Below are 23,548 nucleotides of genomic sequence, written 5' to 3' on the forward strand. Positions count from 1 at the left end.
ATCCCACCCAGATTGCGACACGAGGCGCCAACCCCGCGCCACACCCCGACGCTCAGCTGGCACCCGTCGTCGCCAACCCACCTGGATTCCGACACGAGGCGCCACCCGAGCCAGACGCCGCCACGCCCGCAAACTCAGCTGGCACCCGTCGTCGCCATCCCACCCAGATTGCGACACGAGGCGCCAACCCCGCGCCACACCCCGACGCTCAGCTGGCACCCGTCGTCGCCAACCCACCTGGATTCCGACACGAGGCGCCAACCGAGCCAGACGTAGACGCACCCGCACACACACCGCCCACACCACACCACACACACCACACCGCACCGCGGCACCCGGCGTCTCAGTTCGCGAGCACCCGCTCGTAGACCTCGATCATCGCGGCCGTGCGCGACGACTGGCGGAACGCCTCGGACACCGTACGCACCGGCACCGGAGCATCGCCCGCCGCGATGTCGGATGCCGCGCGGCGCAGCGTCTCGACAAGACCGGCGCGACGCTGGGCCTCGGTGCCCGCGGCTCCGGGAACGGCCCAGAGCCCGCCGCCCAGTTCGGCCGCGATGTCGGGATCGCTGATCACCGACGGCGTGCCCAGGGTCGCCGCCTCGAAGGGTGTCATCCCCTGGGTCTCGAAGCCGATCGAGGTCTGCACGAGCGCATCGGCCGCCGCGATGCGCGCCAGGGTCTGCGCGTATGTGAGCTTGCCCGCGAAGCGCACATGCGGCGTGCCGGCGACGATCTTCTCGGCAGCCGCGCGTTGCGCCCCGCCGCCGATGATCTCGAGCTCGGCGTCGACGCCTGACTCGACGAACGCCTCGAGGAAGGGCAGCAGTCGTTTCTCGGGGCTCATGCGTCCCAACCACACGAACCGTGGGCGTCCCGGCTCGCGATGCGCGGGAGCTGCGGCGATGGTCTGCTCGCGGATGCCGTCGTCGATGCCGTTCCACACGACGTCGACCGGCGAGAACACCCCGTTCTCTTCGAGCCGACGAGCGAAGTGCGTCGACGGGGCGGTCACCGCAGAGGCGCCGACCGCGATGCCGCGCAGATACGCCCATCCGTCGCTCCCCGGCACGGGCTCTCCGAGCGACCGCAGCGCCGACCGACGCCACGCGTTGAGCACCGACAGCGCCGGTCGGTGCAGCGGCGTGACCGCGGCGATGCCGACATCCACCCGGTTGTGCATCGTGTGGACCACCGGGAGGCCATGCCGAGCGGCGAACCTGTGGCCGATGAGGGCGCCCCAGAAATCGGCCTGCACGTGCACGAGGTCGACTCGCGGACGGTGCACCATCGCCCGGTCGAGGAACCGGTCGGTCGCGCGGCCGGGCCAGCTCATCGAATACTCGCGGTCCATCGTGATCGGAATCGACGGCAGGTCGACGTCGCCGGTGTTCGGCGCCGAAGCGCGAGACCCGTGCATCCGCGGTGCGACGACCGTGACCGTGTGCCCTGCCCGCTCGAGGAACTCGCGCTGCAGCCGCATCGACACCTGCGCTCCGCCGAGGGAGTCGAGGTGCTGATCGCCGAAGAAGACGATGTGCATGACGCGTCCCGTCACTCGGGCAGGGGCTCGTCGCGGTAGAGCGCCTCGAACGTGTCGAGCGTGCGGTTGATGTCGTGGATCGCGACGCCGTCGAGCGAAGCCTGCTGCATGCGCGCGTACTCGCCGGGTGACGCGGTGAGCACATCGGTGAGTCGTGCCGCGAGCGCATCCGCATTGCCCGGCTCGAACAGGTAGCCGTTCTCGCCGTCGTGCACGAGATGCGGAAGCGCCACGGCATCCGCAGCCACGATCGGCAGAGCCGAGGCCATGGCCTCCATGGTCGCGATCGACTGCAGCTCGGCGATCGAGGCGATCGTGAACACCGAGGCGCGCGACAGCAGCGCCCGCAGTTCCTCATCGCTCGTGCGGCCGTGGAAGGTCACACGGTCGGCGAGACCGAGTTGGTTGGCGAGGCTCTCGAGCTGCTTGCGCTGGTCTCCGCCGCCGACGATGTCGAAGGTCGCGGCGAGCGCCGGGTCGAGCTTCGTCATGGCCTCGAGGATCACCTCGACCTGCTTCTCTGCGGTCAGACGCCCGACGAAGATGATGCGGTTCTCGTCACGCGGAGCGATCACCGGCGTGTACTGGCTGCGGTCGATGCCGCAGCTGACCGGGATCACTCCGGCGACCTGCACGGTGCGCTCGAGGAAGTCGGCGGCCCGACGCGTGGGGGTCGTGATGGCGCGGGTCAACGCGAACGTGCGCTTCGCATCGCCCCACGCCCACCGCAGCACCAGGTCGTCGATGAACTTCGGCATGGTGGTGTGATCGAGGATGTTCTCGGCCATCACGTGGTTCGTGGCGATCACGGGGATGCCGCGCTCTCGCGCGATGCGGGCGAGGCCACGGCCGATCACGATGTGCGACTGGATGTGCACGACGTCGGGCTGCACGCTGTCGAGGATCTTGCGGGCGTAGTGCTTCACGCGCCACGGCCACACGAAGCGCAGCCAGTCATGCGGAGCCCAGCGCACCGACGGCAGCCGGTGCAACGTCATCGGCTCGCCCTCGATCACCTCGGCGCGCGCGGGTGTGCGCCTGTACGCGAGGTTCGGAGCGACGACGTGCACGTCGTGTCCGCGCTGCACGAGCCCTGCCGCGAGACGCTCGGCGAAGCGTGCGGCCCCGTTGATGTCAGGGGCGAAGGTGTCGCACCCGATCAGGATGCGCAGCGGTCGCGGCCCGGTGTCGGGAGCGCTCGTCGAATCGGAGGTAGACATTCTGCCTTACGTTACGGCGGCCAAGGAGCCCGATCGGGCGCTCGCCACTCTACCGGAGCGCCCTGAGCGGCCCGTCGAGGCATACCGCCATCGCCCAGCCTCACCCTCTAGCGTTGGGGTCATGCGACTGACTGCCGACGCCGACCCGCAGCTGTGGATCCCCGTGACGGATTCGCTCGGATGGAAGGGCCGCAGGCATCGCAAGGCGGCGATCCGGATGCTGTTGGGCCAGGTGAACTCGGCGATCGGCGCGACGGAGCGCCCCGGATCGAAGCTCGGAGCGTGGGCGATGAGCCAGGCGGCGCCGATGCTGATGCGCCGGGCGGACGGTCGCGTGCTCGTGTGGACCTGGAAGGCGGATCCGGAGCTGGTCGTCGCGATGGCGACCGTGCAGGCGCTCACGCCGGAAGTGCGCATCGCGCGGGCGTCGATGCCGATGGACTATGACGACACTCAGTCGTTCTCGAGCCGTTGGCTGGGCACGGGAGAGAAGCTCGTGGTGCCGATGCCGCCGTCGCCTGCGTCGCCTCCCTTCGCGACCTATACGTGGGACACCGGCACGCACCTCGTGACGTTGACCGCGATGTGCAGCGATCGCGAACGCTTCGGCACGCTCGACGGCGCGCTCGACGATCTGGCCCGCAGCATCCGCGTCGTCGACGAGATCGCGGGCGGCGAGTCGCCTGAGGTGCTGAGGCTCGGACCCGCGTGATGATCCGAGCGTCGCCGCCGAACGGCTCGGCGACAAACTAGTGAACACGGGTAACAATGTAGTACCCTCACAAACATGGAGCCGCTCTTCGTCGACCGCCTGCTGCTGATCGCAGACCTCTTCCAGAGGGACATGGCCCGCGCCTTCGACGGCACCGGTCTCACGACAGCCCGCGTGCACCTGCTCTGGGTGCTCCAGCACGCCGGGCCGTCGACGCAGCAGGCTCTGGCGCAGCTCTGCGAGGTCACCCCCCGCAACATCACCGGGCTGGTCGATGCGCTCGAGAAGTCGGGGCATGTACGCCGCACCCCGCACCCGACCGATCGACGCGCGGTTCTGGTCGAGCTGACCGACACCGCCACCGAGACGATGGCGCGGATGCAGGAGGAGCACGCGCAGCTCAACGAGACTCTGCTGTCGGCGATCGCCCCGGCAGACCGCGCGGCCGTCGAGCGAGGCCTGTCGGCCGTCGCCGCACACCTCGAGCACCTCGTGACCACCGCGGCAAGCTCCGCCCCCTCTCCGGAGGACACCCGCGCGACCAGCACCTCCGAGGGTGCGCCATGACTGCCCAGCTGCAGACGACCGCTCCGAGACCGACACCGATCGCGCGCATCCTCAACTTCCTCCATCGCGCCTGGATCGCCGAGCTCCGCGTCTACTCGAGCATCGCGCGCGCGATCGCCCGGCGCCCCGCGATCCCGCACGGAGGAACGGGGATCGGCTATCACCGCCCCGTGCTCACGGTGCTGTTCATCTTCATCGGCCTCTCCGCTCTCGAGATCCCGATCCTCGACCTGATCGTGCACCCGTGGCCGGTCGCGCGCATCACCCTGCTCGTGCTCGGAATCTGGGGCGTCACCTGGATGGTCGGACTCCTGTGCGCGATGATCATGCGCCCGCATTCCGTCGCCCCCGAGGGCGTGCGCGTGCGCAGCGGGCTCGAGGTCGACGTGCCGATCGACTGGGACGACATCGCATCCATCGCGATCGATCGCCGGGTCGACGAGCCGAAGCGACCGCGAGTCACCGAATCCGAATACGCCGAGCGGATGCAGGACGAGACCAACATCGAGATCGAGCTCGAGCGTTTCGTCGCGATCCGGCTCCCGGGACTCGCACCGAAGGGCGGGACGCATCAGGTCGACCGCATCCGGCTGTGGGCCGACGACCCTCGGGCCTTCCTCGATGCCGCACGACCGTTCCTGACGGCGCCCTGATCAGTCCAGCCCGCGCTCCGCGAGCCACTGCTTCGCGACGAGGACCGGAGCCCTCACGAGCCACGCATCCGCGATGATCTCGGCCAGCCGGTCGCGGTCCACCGCGTCGAGCTGCACCAGCAGGCCCGGGTATCCGTCGAAGTGCGGAATCGAGAACAGTCCCTCGGGTTCTGCCGCCAGCAGAGCCGCCTTCTCTTCGAGGCTCGCGACTCGCACGCCCAGCACGGGACCCTCGGGCCACACGAGTCCGAGATCCGCGAGCTGGCGCAGATCGACTTTGCTGGGCCCACGGACCCAGGCGATCTGACCGCTCGGCAGCGCCCAGGAGGGCTCGCCCGTGTGACCACCGACTCGCTCTGTCACGCCGGGAAGCGCGCGAGCGATCTCTCGAACGTCATCGACTGTCGCCATCCGCCCATCGTCCTCCCCTGGGGCGGCCCGCCACAATGCCGATGCCGCCCTGCTCGCCGCCGCCGCGCTCATCCTCACCCGCGCGGCGACGGCAGCTCAGGCCGTCGGTCGGTATCGCGAACGCCGTCAGCGCGCGATGCGCAGCGTGCGCACCTCGAACGGCCGCAGCCGCAGATCCCCACCCACGCGCCCGTCGTCGAGCGCGTCCTCGATCAGCGACACCTCCCGGATCTCCCGGTGCTCGAAGTCGGCGGACAGCGAGCCGGTCGCACGGCGTCCGAGAGCCTCATAGAGGCGCACGATCACGTCTCCCGAACCGTCGTCGGCGAGCTTGACCCCCGACACGACGATGCCCTCGCCCTCGACGGTCACGAGCGGAGCGACCTCCTGAGCGCCGCGCACCACCGTCGACAGCGAGTTGAGCCGGATGCCCTCGGCGGTCGCGATCTCCGCATCCGCGCCGATCACGAAGCCGATCTCGATCCGGTGGTGGCCGTGATCGGTGTCGGGGTCGGGGAAGCGCGGCGCGCGCAGCAGCGAGAGTCGCACTGTGGTCGTGACGGCATCGTCCGACACCTCGCGCGACGTGTCGTAGCCGTAGATCGAGTCGTTCACGAGCGCGACGCCGAAGTCCTGCTCGCGCACCAGCACGAACCGGTGCATCGAGGTCTCGAACTTCGCCGCCTCCCAGCTGGTGTTGGTGTGCGTCACACGCGACTGGTAGCCGAACTGCGTCTCGGCCTCGGTGTGCGTCGCCTGCACGTCGAGCGGGAACGCGAGCTTGAGCAGCTTCTCGGTCTCATGCCAGTCGACGTCGTTGCGCAGCATCACGGTGCGCTCGCCGGGTGCGAGGGTGATCGTCTGCTCGATCGTCGACTCCGAGAACGCCCGGGTCACGACGACCGACGCGACTCCGTCGACGACGGACGCCGAGATCGAGTCGACCGCGGTGAGGTCGTCGACCCTGTTGCGGTAGTACTTGTCGATGTCCCACGCGTCCCACATGTTCGGGAAGTCCTGGTGCAGCTGGAACAGGTTCGCGGCGCGCCCCTCGGCCACCGCCTCGCGCCCGGTCGCCTTGTCGACCGCCGAGACGATGAGCCCCTCGGCCGAGATCAGCACCGAGACGAGCTCGTTCTCGAGGCGCCACCCTCCGTCTTCGCCGGAGAGCATGACGGATGCCGGGCCGGGCGCCTCGACGAAGCTCGCTCCGAGCGCGCGTGCACCGCCGCCGACACCGACGGACGTCGGCACGAACAGCAGTTCACGGTCGCCATCGCCCGCGAGCGAGCGCCGCGCGGCCTCCGCGATGTCCCGGGCGTCCGACAGCACGTTCGAGAGCACCTCGACGGCTTCACGATGCACCCACGCGATCGACGTGCCCGGCAGGATGTCGTGGAACTCGTGCAGCAGCACGGTCTCCCACAGCCTGTCGAACTCGGCCTGCGGATACGCGGCGCCCGTGCGCACGGCATCCGTCGCCGCCCAGAGCTCGGCCTCGACGAGCGCGTGCTCGGCCCAGCGGTGCAGCGCCTTGGTGGCGTGCTGGCTCGTGAGAGTGCCGCGGTGCAGCTCGAGATAGAGCTCGCCGACCCACACGGCCGGGGTCGGCAGCTCGGCGCGCGCCGCGTCGAAGAACGTGTCGGGGTGCTCCCACACGACCCGGGCGCTGCCCTCGAGGTTCTCGAGACGCTTCGCCTTGCCGGTCATCTCGCGCGTGGTTCCGCCGCCGCCGTCACCCCAGCCGACCGGCGCGATCGAGCGCGAGGTCACGCGGTTCTCCTTGAACTGCCGCGAGGCCTTGGCGACCTCCATGCCGCTGAGCTGGGAGTTGTAGGTGTCCATCGACGGGAAGTGCGTGAACACCTGCGAGCCGTCGATGCCCTCCCAGAGGAACGTGTGGTGGGGGAAGACGTTCTGCTGGTTCCACGAGATCTTCTGCGTGAAGAACCACTCGAACCCGGCGCGACGCATGAGCTGCGGCAGCGCCGGCGAGTAGCCGAAGCTGTCGGGCAGCCAGACGCCCTTCGAGCGGATGCCGAACTCGCGTTCGAAGAATCGCTGCCCGTAGGAGAACTGGCGCACGAGCGACTCGCCCGTCGGCATGACGGTGTCGGACTCGACCCACATGCCGCCGAGCGGCAGGAAGCGCCCCTCGGCGACGGCGGCCTTGACCCGGGTGTAGACCTCGGGCCGGTGCTCCTTGAGCCACGCATACTGCTGTGCGCTCGACATGCCGTAGAGGAAGTCGGGCTGCTCCTCGATCAGCGTGGTCATCGACGAGGTCGTACGGGCGACCTTGCGGATCGTCTCGCGCACCGGCCACAGCCAGGCGGAGTCGATGTGCGCGTGGCCGATCGCCGAGATGCGATGGGCGCTCGACTCGGCAGGTGCGGCGAGCACGTCTGCCAGGCGAGCGCGGGCGTCAGGTGCCGTCTGCACGATGCGCTGCAGATCGAGCACGTCGAGGGCGTCGTCCAGGGCCTGGAGGATCTGCATGCGTCGGGGCGAGGTGGCGGGCAGCTCCGCCTGCAGCTCGAACAGCACCTCGATGTCGAGGGAGAGCTCGAACACCTCCTGCTCGAACACGGCGAGATCGATGCGGCGGGTGCGGTAGAGCGGTTCGCGCGAGGAGGTGCGGATGTCGCCCTCCTGCGTGGGCAGGAAGGGGTGGTAGTCGAGCAGCACCGGGTTGGCGGCCGCCTCGAGGTAGAGCTCGACGGGCTCGTCGCCGTGCGCCGAGTCGGCGATGGGCAGCCACTGGTTGCGCGGGTTGATGCTCTTGACCGGCGTGCCATCGGGCCGATAGACGAGCGCCTCGCACTGGAATCCGGGCATGTTGATGTCGAATCCGAGGTCGATGACGGCCTCGACGCGTCGGCCGGCCCACTCGGCGGGCACGCGACCGGTGATCTTGAACCAGGTCGTCGACCAGGCCGGACCCCACATGCTCGGCACCGACGCGGGGGCGAAGTCGAGAGCGAGTCCGTCGGCAGGACTGATCGGCTCGCCGGGCAGCTCGTTCACCTCGATCGTGAGCGGCACGGCGGCGGAGTGGACGGCGGGGCGGATGCGCTCGTCGAGCACCCGCTTGACGCGGCCGATCGTGAGCGAGGTGTCGTCATGCATGGGGGATTCTCCGGGCTCGGCGGTGAGTGGGGCGTGACTCGCGTCCGGGGTGGGGGCGAATTCGGACAATGCTATCGGATTTACTAAAGCGATCTAGTGAGACGTCGGCATTTCGTCATCACGGCGCTTCCGCGGGTTCCGAGCGGCTAAACCGATCAAGTAGGGTGAGGCCCATGAGCTCGGGGAAACGCGTCACGATCGCGGACATCGCGCGGATGGCCGGAGTGTCGCCCGGAGCCGTCTCATTCGCCCTCAACGGCCGCCCCGGCGTGAGCGAGGAGACCCGACAGCGGATCCTCGCGATCGTCGAGGAGAACCACTGGCAGCCGAGCTCCGCGGCACGCGCCCTGGTCGGCGCCCGCGCGAACACGGTGGGCTTCGCACTCGCCCGCCCCGCCCGGTCGCTCGGATCCGAGGCGTTCTTCACCGACCTCATCGCCGGCATCGAATCGCGACTGTCGGAGAGCAAGGTCAGCCTGCAGCTGCGACTGGTGTCCGACATCGCCGAAGAGATGGAGGTGCACCGGCAATGGCGCTCGTCGAACCAGGTCGACGGCATCATCCTCATCGACCCTCGTGACGACGACCCCCGCAGCGATCGGATCACCGCCCTCGACGCGCGCGCCGTCATGATCGGATCGCACCCCTCTCCGGAGGGATCGGTGCCGAGCGTCTGGATCGCGGATGACGAGGTGGCGGAGACGCTCTTCTCTTATCTCGCCGCGCTCGGCCACACCCGCATCGCCTACATCGCGGGCCCAGCCGAGCTCGAGCACACGCGGCTGCGCGCCGACGTCCTCCGTGGGATGGCCGCAGACGGCGTCGCGGGCGAAGTGATCACCACCGACTTCTCACCGGCCAGGGCGTCGGCCGTCACACGCGCCCAGCTCTCGGGCCGGCTCCGTCCGACGGCGATCGTCTACGACAACGACGTGATGGCCGTCGCGGGTCTCCGCGTCGCGCAGGAGATGGGCAGGGCGGTGCCGCGCGACGTCTCGATCGCCTCGTTCGACGACTCGGTGATCGCGGGTCTGATCAATCCGTCGATCACTGCGATGACCCGCGACACGTTCGAGCTCGGCGAGCAGGCCGCCACACTGCTGCTGCAGCAGATCATCGCGGGCGCCACTCTGCCCAGCGCTCAGGGCCCCACGCCCACGCTCACGGCACGCGAGAGCACGGCTCCGCCTGCGGTGGCGTCCTGACCACGGCTCTCCGCCGCATCCGGCGGTCGCACTCGACCGTCGCACTCAGCAGCGCTCGATCGGCGCGCTCACCCGGTCACGACGGTGTTGACGGATCCGTAGGGGTCGGCCGTGTTCATCGACAGATCGGGACGGATGAGGCGACGGATGCCGCGGGCCGCGAGTGCGGCAGGATCGAGAGCCGTCAGCGAGGTCACGAATGCCGGGTCCACACCGGCCTCGCACGCGTCGACCCAGGCCTGGAACACCGCACCGCCGGGGCTGAGCGCCGCGCGGCTCAGCGGCACCTCGCGCTCGTCGACCTCGATGACGATCGCCGTCTCTCGCGCGGGCGGGGCGGCGCGCTCGCGCAGTTCGGGGATCAGCTCGGCGAAGCGCCGCCCGAGAGGCTTCGCCGCACCGTTCTGATCGATCAGCCCGAGCGAGTACTCGAGCTCGGGGAAGTCGCCGAGCTCCCGGCTCACGTCGTGGGAGCACCACCACGTCACGCCCCACAGGTTCTCGGTGCGGAGGGCCGAGCGCAGGGTCGCCTCGAGGAACCCGGGCATCTCGCTCTCGTCGAGGCAGTTCGACGGCGCTCCCACCTCCTGCAGCCATACGGGCCGGTGGAGGTCCGTCGCGAAGGCGCGGGACAGCTCGATGAGGTATTCGGCGTGGCGGTCCGCCGCCACCGAACGGCCGCCGTAGCGCTGCGCGGTGCCGTTGAAGATCCACGAGTGGATCGTGGTCATCTCGCCCAGACGAGAGGCGTGGGCCGGCGTGAATCCGTGCCCGTCCATGTACCAGACCGCGTCGTACTCGCTGTGGACGTGCGCCAGACCCGGGGCCGCGCCCTCCGCCGCGTCGAGCAGCGACTCGATCCACTGCCCCGCCTCGTCGGTCGTGACCGGCCAGGGCGACGGGTGGGTGTGCGCCGAGAACTGGTTGGTCTCGTTGCCCAGCGTGAGCCCGAGGAAGTTCGGAGCGTCGCGCAGCCCCCCGGCCAGCGCCTGCACGAGGGCGACCTGCCCGCTGAGAGCCTTCGGATCCGTGAACATGTTGCGGTCGTGCCACGTGTACAGCCACGAGGGCACGAAGTCGAAGCTCGACAGATGCCCCTGGATCACGTCGACGCTGGCATCGAGGTCGAATTCGGCGGCGATGTCGACCATGGCACGCACGTCGTCGATCGCCTTGGTGCGGATGAGCGTGCGGTTGGGCTGCAGCACCGTCCACAGCGGGAAGACCCTGACGTGGTCGAGCCCCAGCTCCGCGAGCGCGGCGAAGTCACGACGGACGTCATCGGGGGTGAAGTCGAGCCAGGAGTGCATCCAGTCCTTCGACGGCGTGTAGTTCGCGCCGAATCTCAGGCGAGCATCGAGGGCGCGGCGCTGCGTCATGTGTCCGGACCTTTCCGAGAGAGCCCTCCGGCGAGGGCGTGTCGCATCACTATAACGCTTGAGCAACAAGTCGTGAACCGAGATGCCGCCATTCGATTGCGAGCGAGAGGTGAACCCTTGACAGCGACCGGATCCGATGGTTTCATCTGCTAAAGCGCTGTAGTCCATCGAACGGACACCGCCAATCGCCCGCCTCGAGGAAGAAGCACGATGAAAGTTCCCGCACGCATTGTCGCTCTGGCATCATTCACGATCGGCGCCATGGCGCTCGCCGGCTGCACGGGAGGCGGCACCGCTTCGGGTGCCGCCGGTCCGATCGACACCTCCGGCGAGCTGAGCGGAACCATCCAGTTCCAGACCTGGTCGCTCAAGAACGAGAAGTTCACGCCGTACTTCGAAGACCTGATCGACGCATTCGAGAAGGAGCACCCCGATGTCACGGTCGAGTGGCTCGACCAGCCGGGCGACGGCTACCAGGAGAAGATCCTGAGCCAGGCCAACGCCGACACGCTGCCCGACGTGCTGAACCTGCCGCCGGACATCGCGTATCCCCTCGTCGCCGCAGGCAAGCTGGTCGACCTCGAGACGGCCGATCCCGAGCTGAAGTCGGGATACAACGCCGGAGCGTGGGACGCCTACAGCCAGTACCCCGGGGTCGAGGGCACCTACGGTCTGCCGTGGTATCTCTCGAGCGACGCCTCGTGGTGGAACCTCGCCCAGCTCGCTCCCTTCGGCGTCACGGAGGAGAACCTCCCCACGACCGTCGACGAACTGCTCACCCTCGCGAAGGACGTCGCGACCGAGTCCGGCGGCAAGGTGCAGTTGCTGTCGTCGATCCCCGCCCTCGACACCTTCACGTCGGCCGGCATGGAGGTCATCAACGACGAGGGCGAGTTCGACTTCAACACCGCGGAGGCCGCGGCGATCATCGACAAGTACGCGGATGCCTACGCGGCCGGGGCGATGCCCGCCGAGGCGCTGACCGGCGACTACGGCGGCAACGCCGAGGCGTACATCCAGGAGAAGGTCGCCTTCACCACCGGCGGCACGGGCTTCACGACCGACCTCGCGAAGGACGCGCCGGCGCTGCTCGAGAGCACCGTCGCGACGCAGCGCCTCGGCATCCCCCCGCTCTATGTGCAGGGCCTCAACGTCTCGGCCGACTCCGACAACAAGGAGGCCGCTCTCGCGTTCGCCGAGTTCGCGACGAACGAGGACAACCAGGTCGCGTTCTCGTCGCTCGCGGTCGGCACGGCACCGGGCACCTCGGGCGGCGGCGACACCGTGGTCGAGAACATCTCGTCATCGATCACGGATGAGAAGCAGCTCGCGGCGATCGACACCGTGTTCACCGCGATGGAGGACGCCAAGGCGATCCCCTTCCAGTGGACGTCCGACATGGCGACGTACATGACCCAGCAGATCGCGCTCGCCGTCAACGGCGAGGCCGACGCCCAGGAGCAGCTCGACAAGATCGTCGAGTACGCCAACGCGAACCGCGTGGACCAGTGAGCATGGGCGCGAACACCCGCACCCGGAGCCGTGGCGGGAGCCGATCCGGAAGGAAGGCCATCACCTCGCACCGGTGGTTCACCCCGTGGCTGCTCCTCGGTCCCGCGGTGATCTGGGTGCTGGTGTTCGCGCTCTGGCCGTTCCTCAACACCGTCTTCCTGAGCTTCACCGACGCGAAGCCCCTGCGCACCCCCGAGTTCGTCGGCGCCGCGAACTACGAGCGGATGCTCGGCGACGAGATGTTCTGGAACGCCCTCACCACCTGCATCATCTACGTGGTGGTGTGCGTGCCGCTGCTCACGATCCTCCCCCTGCTGCTGGCTCTGCTCGTGCAGAAGAAGCTGCCGGGCATCGCGTTCTTCCGCACCACCTTCTACTTCCCGGTCATCGCCTCGGTGGTCGTGGTCGCCCTCATCTGGACGTGGTTGTTCGACAGCCGAGGCATCATCAACCAGACCCTCGAGTTCCTCGGTCTGGTCGACAAGCCGATGGCGTTCCTCGTCGATCGATGGCTGCTTCTCGGCTGCGCGATCCTATTGACCGTGTGGAAGGGCCTGGGCTACTACATGGTCGTCTACCTCGCCGCCCTCGGAAACGTCGGCAAGGAGCTGCATGAGGCCGCCATGCTCGACGGGGCCGGCTCGTTCCGGCGCTTCCTCTCGGTGACGATCCCCTCGGTGCGCGGCGCGATGCTGCTGATCGCGGTGCTCATCGCGGTCTCGGCCATGAGGGTGTTCGCCGAACTCGACGTGCTCTCCAAGAGCACGGGTGGGCCGGGCGGCTACGACATGTCGCTCGTGATGCTGATCCGTCAGGTCGGCTCCGGCCTCAACGGCAACATCGGCTACGCCTCTGCGATCAGCGTCGCCCTGTTCCTGCTCACGCTCGTCCCCCTGGCCGCGATCGCGTTCATGAACCGCGAGAAGAAGGCGAAGGTCTCCGCATGAGCACGCTCACCCCTCCCCGCGTCGACGAAGAGCTGCGGCCGGTCGAGCAGACCGCTCCCCCGACGCGCGAACGCATCTTCCGCCGCCGTGGCTCCGGCGACTTCAGCAAGCCCACGCTCGGCGGCCTGATCGGCCGATACGCCCTGCTGCTGCTCGTGCTGGTGCTCGTGATCGGCCCGTTCCTGTGGCAGCTGTCGACCTCGTTCAAGGGTCCGCAGGAGAACATCTACTCCTTCCCGCCGAACCTCATCCCCCGCGAACCGACACTGCAGAACTACGCCACCGTGGCGGACATCGTGCCGGTCTACCTCTACGCCTGGCATTCGCTGCTCGTCTCGGTGGGCACGGTGGTCAGCAACGTCGTGCTCGCCACGTTCGCCGGATACGCCCTGGGCTGCATGCGCTTCCGCGGCAAGTGGATCGTCATGGCGATCCTGCTGTCGACCCTGCTGTTCCCCGGCGAGGTCACGGTGACGAGCAACTTCCTCACGATCCGCGCGCTCGGACTCGCCGACACCCTGTGGGGCGTCTTCCTGCCCGGTGCCATCAGCGCCATGAACGTGCTGCTCGTGGCCACGGCCTGCCGCATGATCCCCAAGGACGTGCTCGACGCCGCGACCGTCGACGGCGCCACGACATGGCAGCGCATCCGCCACATCGTGTGGCCCAACATCCGCGGCATGGTCTCGGTGGTCGCGATCTTCGCGTTCATCGGCGCGTGGGACGACTACCTGTGGCCGCTCATCGTGCTCTCCGACCCCGCGAAGTACACGCTCACGGTGGGCATGGCGTATCTGAACAGCAGCTTCTCGGTGGATCCGCGCCTCATCGCGGCGGGCACCATGATCGCGCTCGTGCCGATCGTCATCATGTTCTCCTTCACGCAGCGCTTCTTCTTCAAGGGCGTGCAGGAGGGCGCGATCAAGGGGTGAGCACCGTGCATCTCACGCCCGCCGACGGGCCGGTGGATCCTCCGTCGTCACGCCCCCGCGCGGGAGTGCTCGCGGCACCTGTCTTCGCCTTCTCGGTCGATCCCTCGGCGGGCGAGCAGCGGATCGATCACCCCGGACTCGCCGACATCCGCATCACCCCGGACACGGTGCTGCACTGGGCGTTCTACGCCGACGGCACCGAGGCCACGCTCGCTCCGCACGCCGCACTCGCGGTCACGGTGGACGTGCGCCGTGCCGACGGAGTGAGGCTGAGCGACATCGCCGCGGTGCGCGACAGATACGACTTCCCGGTCACCGCGGATGCCCAGTTCGCCGCGCGCTGGAGCATGCCGGAGCAGTGGAACGCCGACACGGTGTCGCTGGCCCCGCTCGCGGCGGGAGACGACGGTGGCGACTCGGGCACAGTCGAGCTGGTGCTCGGCGCCGGCACTCTGGGCGGCGCAGCTCACCTCCCCCACCGCGTGTCGGGCTTCGTGCAGGTGCTCGTCGAAGATCGGCGCGCCGTCGACGCAGACCACGCGCAGGCTCCGGTCGACCGCGTCGACACGCGCCGCGGCACTCACTCCGGAGCGCGCTTCTCGCGCGGCAACACGATTCCCGCTGTGGCCGTGCCGCATGGCTTCACGTTCGTGACGCCCGCGACGGATGCCTCCGACACCCGCTGGCCCTATCGCCCCAGCATCCACGACGACCCGCAGGGGCGACGCCTCGAGGCGCTGCAGTTCTCGCATCAGCCGAGTCCCTGGATCGGCGACCGCGCGGTGCTTCAGCTCATGCCGTTCGAGGGCCGCCCGACGTCGGTGCGCGCGACACGGCGCCGCTGGATCACTCCGGGCACCGAGCACGCACGCCCCCACGAGTACGCGGTGGATCTGGGCGACGGTCTGCACGCGGAGATGACCGCGACCTCGCACACAGCCGCGTTCCGGGTGCGCGACGACGACGCCGACGCTGTCGTCGGATTCGTGATCGATCAGCCCACCGGCGACGGGCGTCTGGTCTGGACCGACGACGGAGGGTTCGAGGGCTGGATGCCCGAGGGCTCCGAGGAGTGGGGCAACGCCCCGCGCGGCTACTTCGCGGGGGTCGCGCGTCGCAGCGAGGCGCGAGATGCGCCGCCTGCCCACGGTGCCCTCGACGACGACGGCCGCGGTCGAGTCGCCGGCTACATCGCGGGACGCGGGACGCTCGAGGTGCGGGTGGCGGTGTCGTTCGTGTCGGTGGAGCAGGCACGGCGCAGTCTCGAGCTCGAGGCTCCCGCACACCTCGCCTACGAAGATCTGCGCGCGGATGCCGCAGCATCCTGGAACCGGGTGCTGGCGAGGGTCACCATCCCGCCCCTCGCCACGGAGGAGGAGCCCTACCGCCGCCTGGCCCACGACGAGCACCGTGCGCGGATCGCCGCAGCGCTGCATCGGATGCATCTGTATCCCAACACCGCGGCCGAGGATGCGGGCACCGCGGACGCGGCAGTCTCCCGCTTCGCCGACGTCTTCGCCGCGCGGGAGCCGTTCGGCGAGCGCGCGACGAGTGCCCCTCTCGTCGATGGCGAACTCGTCGTGAACAACGGATATTGGGACACGTATCGCACGGAGTGGCCGGCTCTGGCCCTGCTCGACCCTGCTCTGACGGGCAGGCTGCTCGACGGTCAGCTCGAGCAGTATCGCCGCGGCGGGTGGATGGCGAGATGGAGCGCGCCCGGCTATGTCGACAGCATGGTCGGCACCTCGAGCGACCAGATCTTCGCGGATGCCGCCCGCTGGGGCGTGGACTTCGACCGCGTGACGGCCTTCGAGAGCGGCTGGCGCAACGCCTGCGAGCCCGGGCCCGACGCGCTGCGCGGTCGCAAGGGCATCGCTCGGGGTCGCTTCACCGGGTACATCTCGTCCGACGTGCCCGAGGGCATGAGCTGGACGATCGAGAACGCCGTGAGCGATGCGGCGCTGGGCAGATTCGCAGCTCAGCTCGCCGACGATGCCGGCTCGGCGCACGACGCCGCCCGCTTCCGGTCATTCGCTCGCTACTTCGCCAACCGGGCGCTGTCGTACCGCACGCTGTTCGACGCGGACACCGGGTTCCTGCGCGGCAGAGACACCGCGGGCGCCTTCGCCGCGGACTTCGACCCCCGCACCTGGGGCGGCGACAACGTCGAGACGAACGCCTGGGGCATGTCGGTCGGCGCGGTGCACGACGGAGACGGGCTCGCGGCGCTGCACGGCGGCACGGATGCGTTCGGTCGGCATCTCGATGCCCTGTTCGCCGAGCCCGAGACGGCCGACGAACGTTTCGGCGGCGCATACGGCACGGTGATCCACGAGCAGCGCGAGGCACGGGCGCTGCGCTCGGGGATGTGCGCGATCTCGAATCAGCCCGCGCACCACATCCCCTTCATGTACGCCTTCACCGACAGGCCGTGGCACGCGGCAGAAGTCGTGAACGAGCTGGCCGGCCGCCTCTTCACGGGCGCTCACATCGGCCAGGGGTTCCCCGGCGACGAGGACAACGGCGAGATGAGCGCATGGTGGCTGTGGGCCGCGCTCGGACTCTATCCGCTGGAGCTGGCTTCGGGAGTGCTGCGGATCGGGTCTCCTCTGTTCGACGACATCCGCGTCGATCGCGGCGACGGCTCGTCGCTCCGCATCCGCTCCCGGCGCAGCGATCCCTCGGCTCATGTGCTGCAGAGCGCACGACTCGACGGGATCGAGCTCGCTCGAGCCGAGTTCCCGGTGGGCGCGCTCATCGGCGACGCGGAACTCGAGCTCACCTTCGGCACAGACCCCGCGGATGCTCTCGAGACGGCCGTCTCCCCCGGCCCCGACGTGGCGGAATGGCGCCGCGATCTGACGGACGACAGCGGTGACGCGATCGCGTCGGCATCCGTCGTCGACCCCGGATGCGCGTTCGACGACGGCGATCCTCGCGGGTCCGGCGGCGTGACCCTCGCGTCCGACGAGTGGGTGGGATGGCGTTTCGCCACGCCCCGCGCGCTCACCGACGTCACCGTGACGCTGGGCGCCCGGGCGCTGTCGTCGTCCCTGAAGTGGGAGGTCGTCGACGAGCGCGGCGACTGGTGCGAAGCGTCGATCACGTACGACTCAGCCATCCCTGCCGATCGCACCACGCCGTTCACGCTGGTGTCGCGCGTCGTGACCCCGGCGATCCGCGTGCGGGCGGAGGCCGGGGTCACGATCCGTCAGATCGAGGTCTTCGACCTCGGGTGACGATCTCGCGCTCGCCCGGTCACTTCGACAGGACGAACGTCAGCTCGGTGGTGTTGCCCGCGACGTCCACGACCTGGAGCGTGTTCGCACCCGCGACCGCGCCGAAGACGCCCGGCTTCACGAAGTTCAGGTCGCTCCAGGCATCGTCGACGAGGTCCTTGAGGACACCGTTGACGTAGACCCTGTCGATCTGCCCCTCGTCGTGGAGTGCGAAACTGACGCGCTGGTATGCGCCGTCCGCCCGGACCTTGGTGAACCGAGCACCCTCCTTGACCGTGACGGTCGGCGGCGTCGTGTCCGCGGGCGCCGCGCGGTACACCGTGGCCTCGCCCTTCAGCGCCTGGGTGATGCCGGAGAGGAACGCCGACTGGTCGGTCGCCGTGAGGTTGTAGGCGACGTAGACGCCGTAGCCATCGGCGACGGTGCGGGTGGCGAAGTCCTCCGCAGTCGCGGCGCTCGTCTGGGAGAGGTCGATCGCGGCGGCTCCGATGCGGGTACGGTCCTCGAGCCCGGGCACGGTCGGGGCGTCATAGGTGGGGTAGTACGGGTTCCACGCATAGTCGAGCACACGGTCGGCGTCGAACAGAGTGAAGTCGGTCGTCGTGTAGCTCGGACCGATCGCGTACAGGCTGATGATCTTGTCGGGGCCGAGCCGGTCGCGCAGGGCCGTGGCCAGCCAACCGAACGATTCGGCGTTGGGCTGCGGCGTGCCGTTCGCTCCGTAGTTCGTCCATTCGTCGTCGAAGTCGATCCCGTCGAGGCCATAGGTCGTCACGGCGTCTTCGAGCTGCGCTGCGAACGCATCGGCCTGCGCGAAGGACGTGAAGTTCGCGAACCCGGCGCCCTGGTGGTTGCCGAGCACCGACAGCAGCACCTTGGTGCCCCTGGCCTGCACCGGGCGGATCTGCGTGTCGGCGTTCTCGAGCGTCTCGGTGACGCGCTCGTTGAAATGCAGGTATGCCTTCTCGCCGTCGTAGTTGATGTTGGCCGCGAAGATCATCGCCATGTCGATCGCGGCATCTCCGCTGTCGGCGAGGGTGTAGTCCGCCACGTTGACTAAATCGTTCGAGTTGACCTCGACATAGACCGCGAGCTTCGGGTCCGCGGGCTCGGCATCCTCCGCGACGGCCCCCGGCGCTCCGACGAAGATGCTCGCTGCTGCGGCGGCGAGCACTCCCAGGCCGGCGATACCTCTTCGCAGGCGGTGATTGCTGACGTTCTGACTCATGACCGATCGTCTCCTTCGGCGTCATTGTCGAATCCGGTCACGTCGTCGCGACCTGCCGCCGACTATAGCGCTTAAGCACACCGAGCGGAAGGAACCCCGGAGTGCGCGACGGCGACCTGCGGAGCGAACCGCCGCCGGCGCGCCCGGGTCAGTCGGCCAGCATCCGGTCCCGCACCTGCCGGCGCAGCACCTTGCCGATGAGCGAACGCGGAAGCTCGTCAACGACGACGATGCGCTTGGGCACCTTGTAGGGCGTGAGCCTTGTGCGGCAGAAGTCGCGCAGCGCTCCGACGTCGAGTGCGGCACCCTCGCGGAGCACGATCGCGGCGGCGATCTCCTCGCCCCCGCTCGCCCGCGGGAGGCCGACGACCGCAGCCGCGACGACATCGGGGTGCGCGTGCAGGGCATCCTCGACCTCGCTGGGCGACACGTTGAATCCGCCGGTGATGATGAGCTCCTTCAGGCGGTCGACGATCGCGACGAACCCGTCGACCGAGACCTCGGCGATGTCGCCCGTGCGCAGCCACCCGTCGGCGAGAAGCACATCGGCGGTGTCGCCGGGTCGACGCCAGTACCCCTGGAAGACCTGCGGGCCGCGGATGAGCAGTTCGCCGCGTTCGCCGACGGGGAGATCGACATCGGTGTCCGAGGGATCGACGACGCGGATCTCGGTGCTCGGGAAGGGCACCCCCACGGTGCCTGGGCGCCGGCTCCTGCCCATCGGATTGCCGAGTGCGACGGGAGAGCTCTCGGTCATGCCGTAGCCCTCGACGAGCAACCCGCCCGTCGCCTCCTCCCACCGCTGCACCGTCTCCACCGGGAGGCTCATCGCTCCGGAGATCGCGAAGCGGACCGTCGAGAGGTCGATGGTCCCCCGCGACGCCGCGCGAGCGAGCTGGTCGTAGATGGGCGGGACCGCGGGCAGGAACGTGGGTGGACTCGTGCGGGCGGCCTTCGTGACGAGTCCGAGGTCGAACGTGGGGAACAAGACCAGCTTCGCGCCGATGCTCATCGCGAAAGTGAGACACAGTGTCATGCCGTAGGCATGGAACAGCGGCAGCACGCCATAGAAGGTCTCCTCGCCGTCGACGAGACCCGGCACCCACGCCCGCCCCTGCATCGCGTTGGCGCGGAGGTTCGCGTGCGTCAGGATCGCCCCCTTCGGCGTGCCGGTGGTTCCGCTCGTGTACTGCAGCAGCGCGGTGTCGTCGAGCGTCGGCCCGGCGACCTTGCGCGAGAGCGGGCGATGGTCGATGAGCTTCTTCCACGACAGCGCCCGCCGCGACTTCGGGGTGGCCGTCAGCTTCGCTCGCGCCGCGCGCGCCTTCGGAAGGGGCAATCGCAGCAGCATCCGCTGGGAGGCCGGCATCGCCTCGGTGAGGTCGACGCTCACGATGTGCTCGACCCGCAGATCGGAGGGGAACTCGGCGATCGTATCGACCGTCTTGTCCCAGACGATCGCGACCTCGGCTCCGTGGTCCTCGAACTGGTGACGCAGCTCCCTCGCGGTGTAGAGCGGGTTGTGCTCGACGACGATCGCCCCGAGGCGCAGCGCGGCATAGAAGGCCACGACATGCTGCGGACAGTTCGGCAGCACGAGCGCCACGCGGTCGCCCTTGTGCACCCCCAGCCGCCGCAGCCCCTCGGCCGCGCGAGCGATCTGATCGCCGAGCTCGCGGTAGGTCGTGACCTCCCCGAAGAACTCGAGTGCGGGTCGTCGCCCGAACGCCGCGATGCTCGCCGACATCATCTCGGGCAACGTCTGCGTCGGTGCATCTATCTCCGCAGGCACGCCGTCGGCGTAGGAGTCGAGCCAGGGACGGGAAGCGTACGGGGATTCGGACATGACTTCATCCTGCCCCGGTCACCTGTGCCGGTGCTCGGGGTTGCGCGGATGCCGCTTCGCCCTCACGCCGTCGCCTTCTTCATCGCCTCTTGCACCGCGCGGCCGAGCTGCTCCGGGCTCTCGTACATGATCGAGAAGCGCTCCTCGAGGATCAGCGTGAATTCACCGCGATCGCCCTCGTTTCGTTTCGGCGTGACAGTGACTTCCGCGATGTCAGTGTCGTCGTACGACGCCCTCACACTCAATGTGCGCACGCCTCTCATGTACTGCCCGTATGTGCGCAATCCCAGCCACTCGAGGAGCTCGCGGTCGGGGGGATCGACACGGAGATTGCGGTTCGGAAGCGGCCTACGGTTGGAGGCATGAAGCGCCGCCACGATCGATGAACCCAGAACTTGCGCGTCAGTCATGCTCGCGATCACCGCGGGTAGCCCGTCCGCAATATTCGCTCCCTCGAAGGTCTTCGAGTAGGGCTGGACGAAAACACGTCCGTCCTTTTGGAGCTCGACACTCACCGAATGATCTCTCACTATCTCGCCTTGCTCATCGCCTCCTGCACTGCCCGGCCGAGCTGCGCAGGATTCTCGAAAGCGACCGAGAAGCGCTCCTCGGTCATCGGTGTGAAACCTCCGCGGGGCCCCTCGTTGCGAGACGGAGTGAGCTCCCTGTCAGGGGGATCGGTGCGCAGATTGCGGTCGGGCAGAGAGCGCCGATTCGATGCATGTAGCGCCGCCACCAGCGCCTCACCGAGGATCTCAGCATTCTCAAGGCTCTCCACGACATCCGGAAGACCGTCCATGATCCTGAATCCCGACTGCGTGAGCGAGTACGGGTGCACGAACACCCGACCGTCACGCTGAACGGAAACTTGCAGCGAGTGTTCCCTCACCTGACGACCTCGACTTCAAGCGTCACTCCCGACGGGGTCACGCCGTCGCCTTCTTCATCGCCTCATGGACGGCGCGGCCGAGCTGCGCAGGGCTCTCGTACATCACCGAGATCTGCTCATCTGAGATTGCCGTGAACCCTCCTCTGGACGGCGTGATGGCGATGTCGGCGAGTACTTGGTCGTATACCGCCCGAAGGGTCACGCTTCGCACACCGCGCATGTACTGCGCGTACGTTCGCACCCCGAGCCAGGCGAGAAACTCTCGATCGGGTGGGTCTGCCCGCAGATCACGTGCGGGGAGGGGCCTTCGATTCGACATAACGGTCGACAGACACGATGTGACTAGCCCCTCGTCCATCTGAACCCCGAACCGCGACCGGGCGTCGCCTTCGTCATGGCATCCTGAATCTCGAGACCGAGATGCTCAGCATCAGTGAACTCTACGACTCTCAGTTCGTTCGCGATCCCCTCAAAGCCACCGCGCGGACCCAGATTGCGGTTAGGACGAACGCGCACCTGGTCGATGACATCGACAAATGACGCCGAGAGCCCGACCGAACGCACGCCCCTCGAATACTCGCCGTAAGTGGCGACCCCGTACCAGTCGAGGAACTCACGATCGGCTGTATCTCGACGGAGATCCCGAGCCGGAAGCACACGCCGATTCGACGCCGTGAGCGCAGCTACTGCTGCGCGTCCCAGCTCTCGCTCACTCGACATCGAAGGAAGCACCAACGGCAGGCCGTCGTACACCATGGGCCCGCCAGTCGTAGCGGAGAACGGCTGAAGGAGCACCCGTCCGTCGGGGACCAGAGCGACGCTCGCGATCCGCAGCATCACCGCATCACCTCGACGATGACAGAGACCCCGACTTCATTCCCGTAGACCACGATGTCATCGAGAACCGCTTGCTGATCAGCGGTCGCCGATCGGGACACCGCGAGGTGAAGCGCTCGATCAGTCACCATCTCTTCTGTGACGACCACGCCAGCGCGTTCGCCTCTAGTGAAGGCAGCCATCTTGTCGACGTATCGCTTCAGCAGACTCTTCAAGCGGGATGCATTCTGATAACTCTTCGCCGCAAGATCCACCGTCTTGATGCTCGTGGCGATGCCGTGCTGCCAGTCGAACTACGTTCACGCTCGCGCGGCTGAGCTGGTCGATGGCCTGCACGGTCTGGGGCGCGACGGCATCGTACGATTCCGCCCAGGCTCTGCCCGCCGGGTCGTGACCGGCTACCGCACCCACGCCCGAGAGTGCGCCGGTGAGCCTCGCGGCCACGCTGCGCACATCACTCGCCAGGTGCTCGCCGAACGTCTCGGCCGCCGAGGCATAGGCCGTGGGGTCGACGCAGATCAGCATGCGCTCACCCGCACATCGCGAGGTTCACGGATGCCGCGGACGAATAGTTCGCATGCGCGCCCCGAAGCACGCGGCGCATCTCGTCGAGGGCTTCGGTCATACGTCGCGCGTCATCGCGCCAGTGCTCGTGTGCGCCGCCGTGAGCATCCGCCGTCTCACCCGCCCAGGCGATGCTCACTCTGGCCGCCGCCGCGTCGGCCTCGTCGAGAGCATCGACGAGGGCAGTGCTGGTGCGCAGGGCGTCATCGAGCATCTGCTCGGCACGCGCGACATGAAAGGCGAACATCACCGTGCTCCCATCAGGCGCGCCATGACCTCGCCGACCGCGGGCGTCGCCGACTCCGAGACCTCCGCATTGGCCTGCTCGGTCGCACTGAGGTCACGGGTCGCGCCGCGCACCGCGTCGACGAGATCATGCAGCTCGGCGGCTCCACCGATCGCCGCGTCGAGCCACCGTTCGAACGCCGCACGGAACTGATCGGCTGCCGAGCCGGTCCACCCCGCGGCCAGGAAGTCGTCGATGTCGCGGCGCAGTGCGCCCACGCGTCCGTCGATGCGGTCGGCTATGTCGTCGAGGCGTCCTGCCTCACTGGACAGTGCTCCGAAATCCCCCCGGATGATCATGTGTCGACGTTAGCAGCCTAACTGTCTCCATATGTGGACACCTGTGCCGTATTCCAGTGTTCTTGCGTGCGCCCCGGATCGATGCGCCCGCACCCTCAAGCGATATATCGGCGTGCGTCGACACGACCGCACCCCTTTTCCTCA

The 23,548-nt window shown here is 68.4% G+C and carries 19 protein-coding genes and 1 pseudogene; 8 read left to right on the forward strand and 12 right to left on the reverse strand.

What is annotated here, in order from left to right:
• Positions 1-343: 343 nt before the first annotated feature.
• Together RWO82_RS07795 and RWO82_RS07800 are read right to left on the reverse strand one after the other, a co-directional pair.
• Positions 344-1,561: a glycosyltransferase gene (locus RWO82_RS07795; protein ID WP_314425359.1), complete on the reverse strand. Its 1,218-nt coding sequence runs from the start codon at positions 1,559-1,561 to the stop codon at positions 344-346.
• Positions 1,558-2,766: a glycosyltransferase gene (locus tag RWO82_RS07800; RefSeq protein WP_314425361.1), complete on the reverse strand. Its 1,209-nt coding sequence runs from the start codon at positions 2,764-2,766 to the stop codon at positions 1,558-1,560. Before RWO82_RS07800 ends, RWO82_RS07795 begins: the two co-directional genes overlap by 4 nt.
• Before the next feature lie 121 nt (positions 2,767-2,887).
• On the opposite strand from RWO82_RS07800, the gene RWO82_RS07805 reads away from it, so the two are divergent.
• From RWO82_RS07805 to RWO82_RS07815, 3 genes are all read left to right on the forward strand, one after another.
• Entirely contained in the window at positions 2,888-3,478 is a 591-nt protein-coding gene (locus tag RWO82_RS07805; protein ID WP_314425363.1) for a hypothetical protein, read from the forward strand.
• A gap of 75 nt (positions 3,479-3,553) precedes the next feature.
• Positions 3,554-4,045: a MarR family transcriptional regulator gene (locus RWO82_RS07810; RefSeq protein WP_314425365.1), complete on the forward strand. Its 492-nt coding sequence runs from the start codon at positions 3,554-3,556 to the stop codon at positions 4,043-4,045.
• Positions 4,042-4,698 (forward strand): hypothetical protein, encoded by a 657-nt coding sequence (locus RWO82_RS07815; protein WP_314425368.1) that lies wholly within the window; start codon positions 4,042-4,044, stop codon positions 4,696-4,698. The genes RWO82_RS07810 and RWO82_RS07815 overlap by 4 nt, the downstream gene beginning before the upstream one ends.
• Here RWO82_RS07815 and RWO82_RS07820 read toward each other — a convergent pair whose 3' ends face one another.
• Both RWO82_RS07820 and RWO82_RS07825 read right to left on the reverse strand, forming a co-directional pair.
• On the reverse strand, positions 4,699-5,109 hold the full coding sequence (locus RWO82_RS07820) for a hypothetical protein (RefSeq protein ID WP_314425370.1): 411 nt from the start codon (positions 5,107-5,109) through the stop codon (positions 4,699-4,701).
• Between the two features lie 126 nt (positions 5,110-5,235).
• A complete protein-coding gene (locus RWO82_RS07825) occupies positions 5,236-8,238 on the reverse strand; it encodes a glycoside hydrolase family 38 C-terminal domain-containing protein (protein ID WP_314425372.1) in 3,003 nt (1,000 codons plus the stop codon).
• Between the two features lie 173 nt (positions 8,239-8,411).
• Here RWO82_RS07825 and RWO82_RS07830 point away from each other — a divergent pair, with 173 nt between their 5' ends.
• Positions 8,412-9,443 carry a LacI family DNA-binding transcriptional regulator gene (locus RWO82_RS07830; protein WP_314425374.1) on the forward strand — a complete coding sequence of 344 codons (1,032 nt, stop codon included), beginning with the start codon at positions 8,412-8,414 and terminating at the stop codon, positions 9,441-9,443.
• A 68-nt stretch (positions 9,444-9,511) separates the two neighbouring features.
• Here the strand turns inward: RWO82_RS07830 and RWO82_RS07835 are convergent, their stop codons facing one another.
• Positions 9,512-10,822 carry a glycosyl hydrolase gene (locus RWO82_RS07835; protein ID WP_314425377.1) on the reverse strand — a complete coding sequence of 437 codons (1,311 nt, stop codon included), beginning with the start codon at positions 10,820-10,822 and terminating at the stop codon, positions 9,512-9,514.
• Positions 10,823-11,032: 210 nt separating this feature from the next.
• On the opposite strand from RWO82_RS07835, the gene RWO82_RS07840 reads away from it, so the two are divergent.
• From RWO82_RS07840 to RWO82_RS07855, 4 genes are read left to right on the forward strand one after another with little or no spacing between them, the layout of a single operon-like run.
• Positions 11,033-12,334 (forward strand): extracellular solute-binding protein, encoded by a 1,302-nt coding sequence (locus tag RWO82_RS07840; RefSeq protein WP_314425380.1) that lies wholly within the window; start codon positions 11,033-11,035, stop codon positions 12,332-12,334.
• Between the two features lie 2 nt (positions 12,335-12,336).
• Positions 12,337-13,281 carry a sugar ABC transporter permease gene (locus tag RWO82_RS07845; RefSeq protein ID WP_314425382.1) on the forward strand — a complete coding sequence of 315 codons (945 nt, stop codon included), beginning with the start codon at positions 12,337-12,339 and terminating at the stop codon, positions 13,279-13,281.
• Positions 13,278-14,213 carry a carbohydrate ABC transporter permease gene (locus tag RWO82_RS07850; RefSeq protein ID WP_314425385.1) on the forward strand — a complete coding sequence of 312 codons (936 nt, stop codon included), beginning with the start codon at positions 13,278-13,280 and terminating at the stop codon, positions 14,211-14,213. The genes RWO82_RS07845 and RWO82_RS07850 overlap by 4 nt, the downstream gene beginning before the upstream one ends.
• Positions 14,210-17,455, forward strand: coding sequence for a GH92 family glycosyl hydrolase (locus tag RWO82_RS07855; RefSeq protein WP_314425387.1), 3,246 nt, complete (start codon positions 14,210-14,212; stop codon positions 17,453-17,455). Before RWO82_RS07850 ends, RWO82_RS07855 begins: the two co-directional genes overlap by 4 nt.
• A gap of 19 nt (positions 17,456-17,474) precedes the next feature.
• On the opposite strand, the gene RWO82_RS07860 is transcribed toward RWO82_RS07855, so the two are convergent.
• The 7 genes and pseudogenes from RWO82_RS07860 to RWO82_RS07890 form a co-directional block, all read right to left on the reverse strand.
• Entirely contained in the window at positions 17,475-18,683 is a 1,209-nt protein-coding gene (locus RWO82_RS07860) for an endo-beta-N-acetylglucosaminidase H (RefSeq protein ID WP_314425391.1), read from the reverse strand.
• Between the two features lie 148 nt (positions 18,684-18,831).
• Entirely contained in the window at positions 18,832-20,529 is a 1,698-nt protein-coding gene (locus RWO82_RS07865) for a long-chain-fatty-acid--CoA ligase (protein ID WP_314425394.1), read from the reverse strand.
• 62 nt (positions 20,530-20,591) lie between these two features.
• Positions 20,592-21,044 carry a hypothetical protein gene (locus RWO82_RS07870; RefSeq protein ID WP_314425397.1) on the reverse strand — a complete coding sequence of 151 codons (453 nt, stop codon included), beginning with the start codon at positions 21,042-21,044 and terminating at the stop codon, positions 20,592-20,594.
• Positions 21,045-21,455: 411 nt separating this feature from the next.
• Positions 21,456-21,638 (reverse strand): hypothetical protein, encoded by a 183-nt coding sequence (locus RWO82_RS07875; protein ID WP_314425399.1) that lies wholly within the window; start codon positions 21,636-21,638, stop codon positions 21,456-21,458.
• 616 nt (positions 21,639-22,254) lie between these two features.
• A pseudogene (locus RWO82_RS07880) lies at positions 22,255-22,536 on the reverse strand (hypothetical protein); the annotation flags it as partial.
• 248 nt (positions 22,537-22,784) lie between these two features.
• Complete coding sequence (locus tag RWO82_RS07885; protein ID WP_314425404.1) at positions 22,785-23,066, reverse strand: WXG100 family type VII secretion target; 282 nt, start codon at positions 23,064-23,066, stop codon at positions 22,785-22,787.
• Entirely contained in the window at positions 23,066-23,404 is a 339-nt protein-coding gene (locus RWO82_RS07890) for a WXG100 family type VII secretion target (protein WP_314425406.1), read from the reverse strand. The genes RWO82_RS07885 and RWO82_RS07890 overlap by 1 nt, the downstream gene beginning before the upstream one ends.
• Positions 23,405-23,548: the final 144 nt, after the last annotated feature.

The organism is uncultured Microbacterium sp. (assembly GCF_963521645.1).
Taxonomy (GTDB): domain Bacteria; phylum Actinomycetota; class Actinomycetes; order Actinomycetales; family Microbacteriaceae; genus Microbacterium.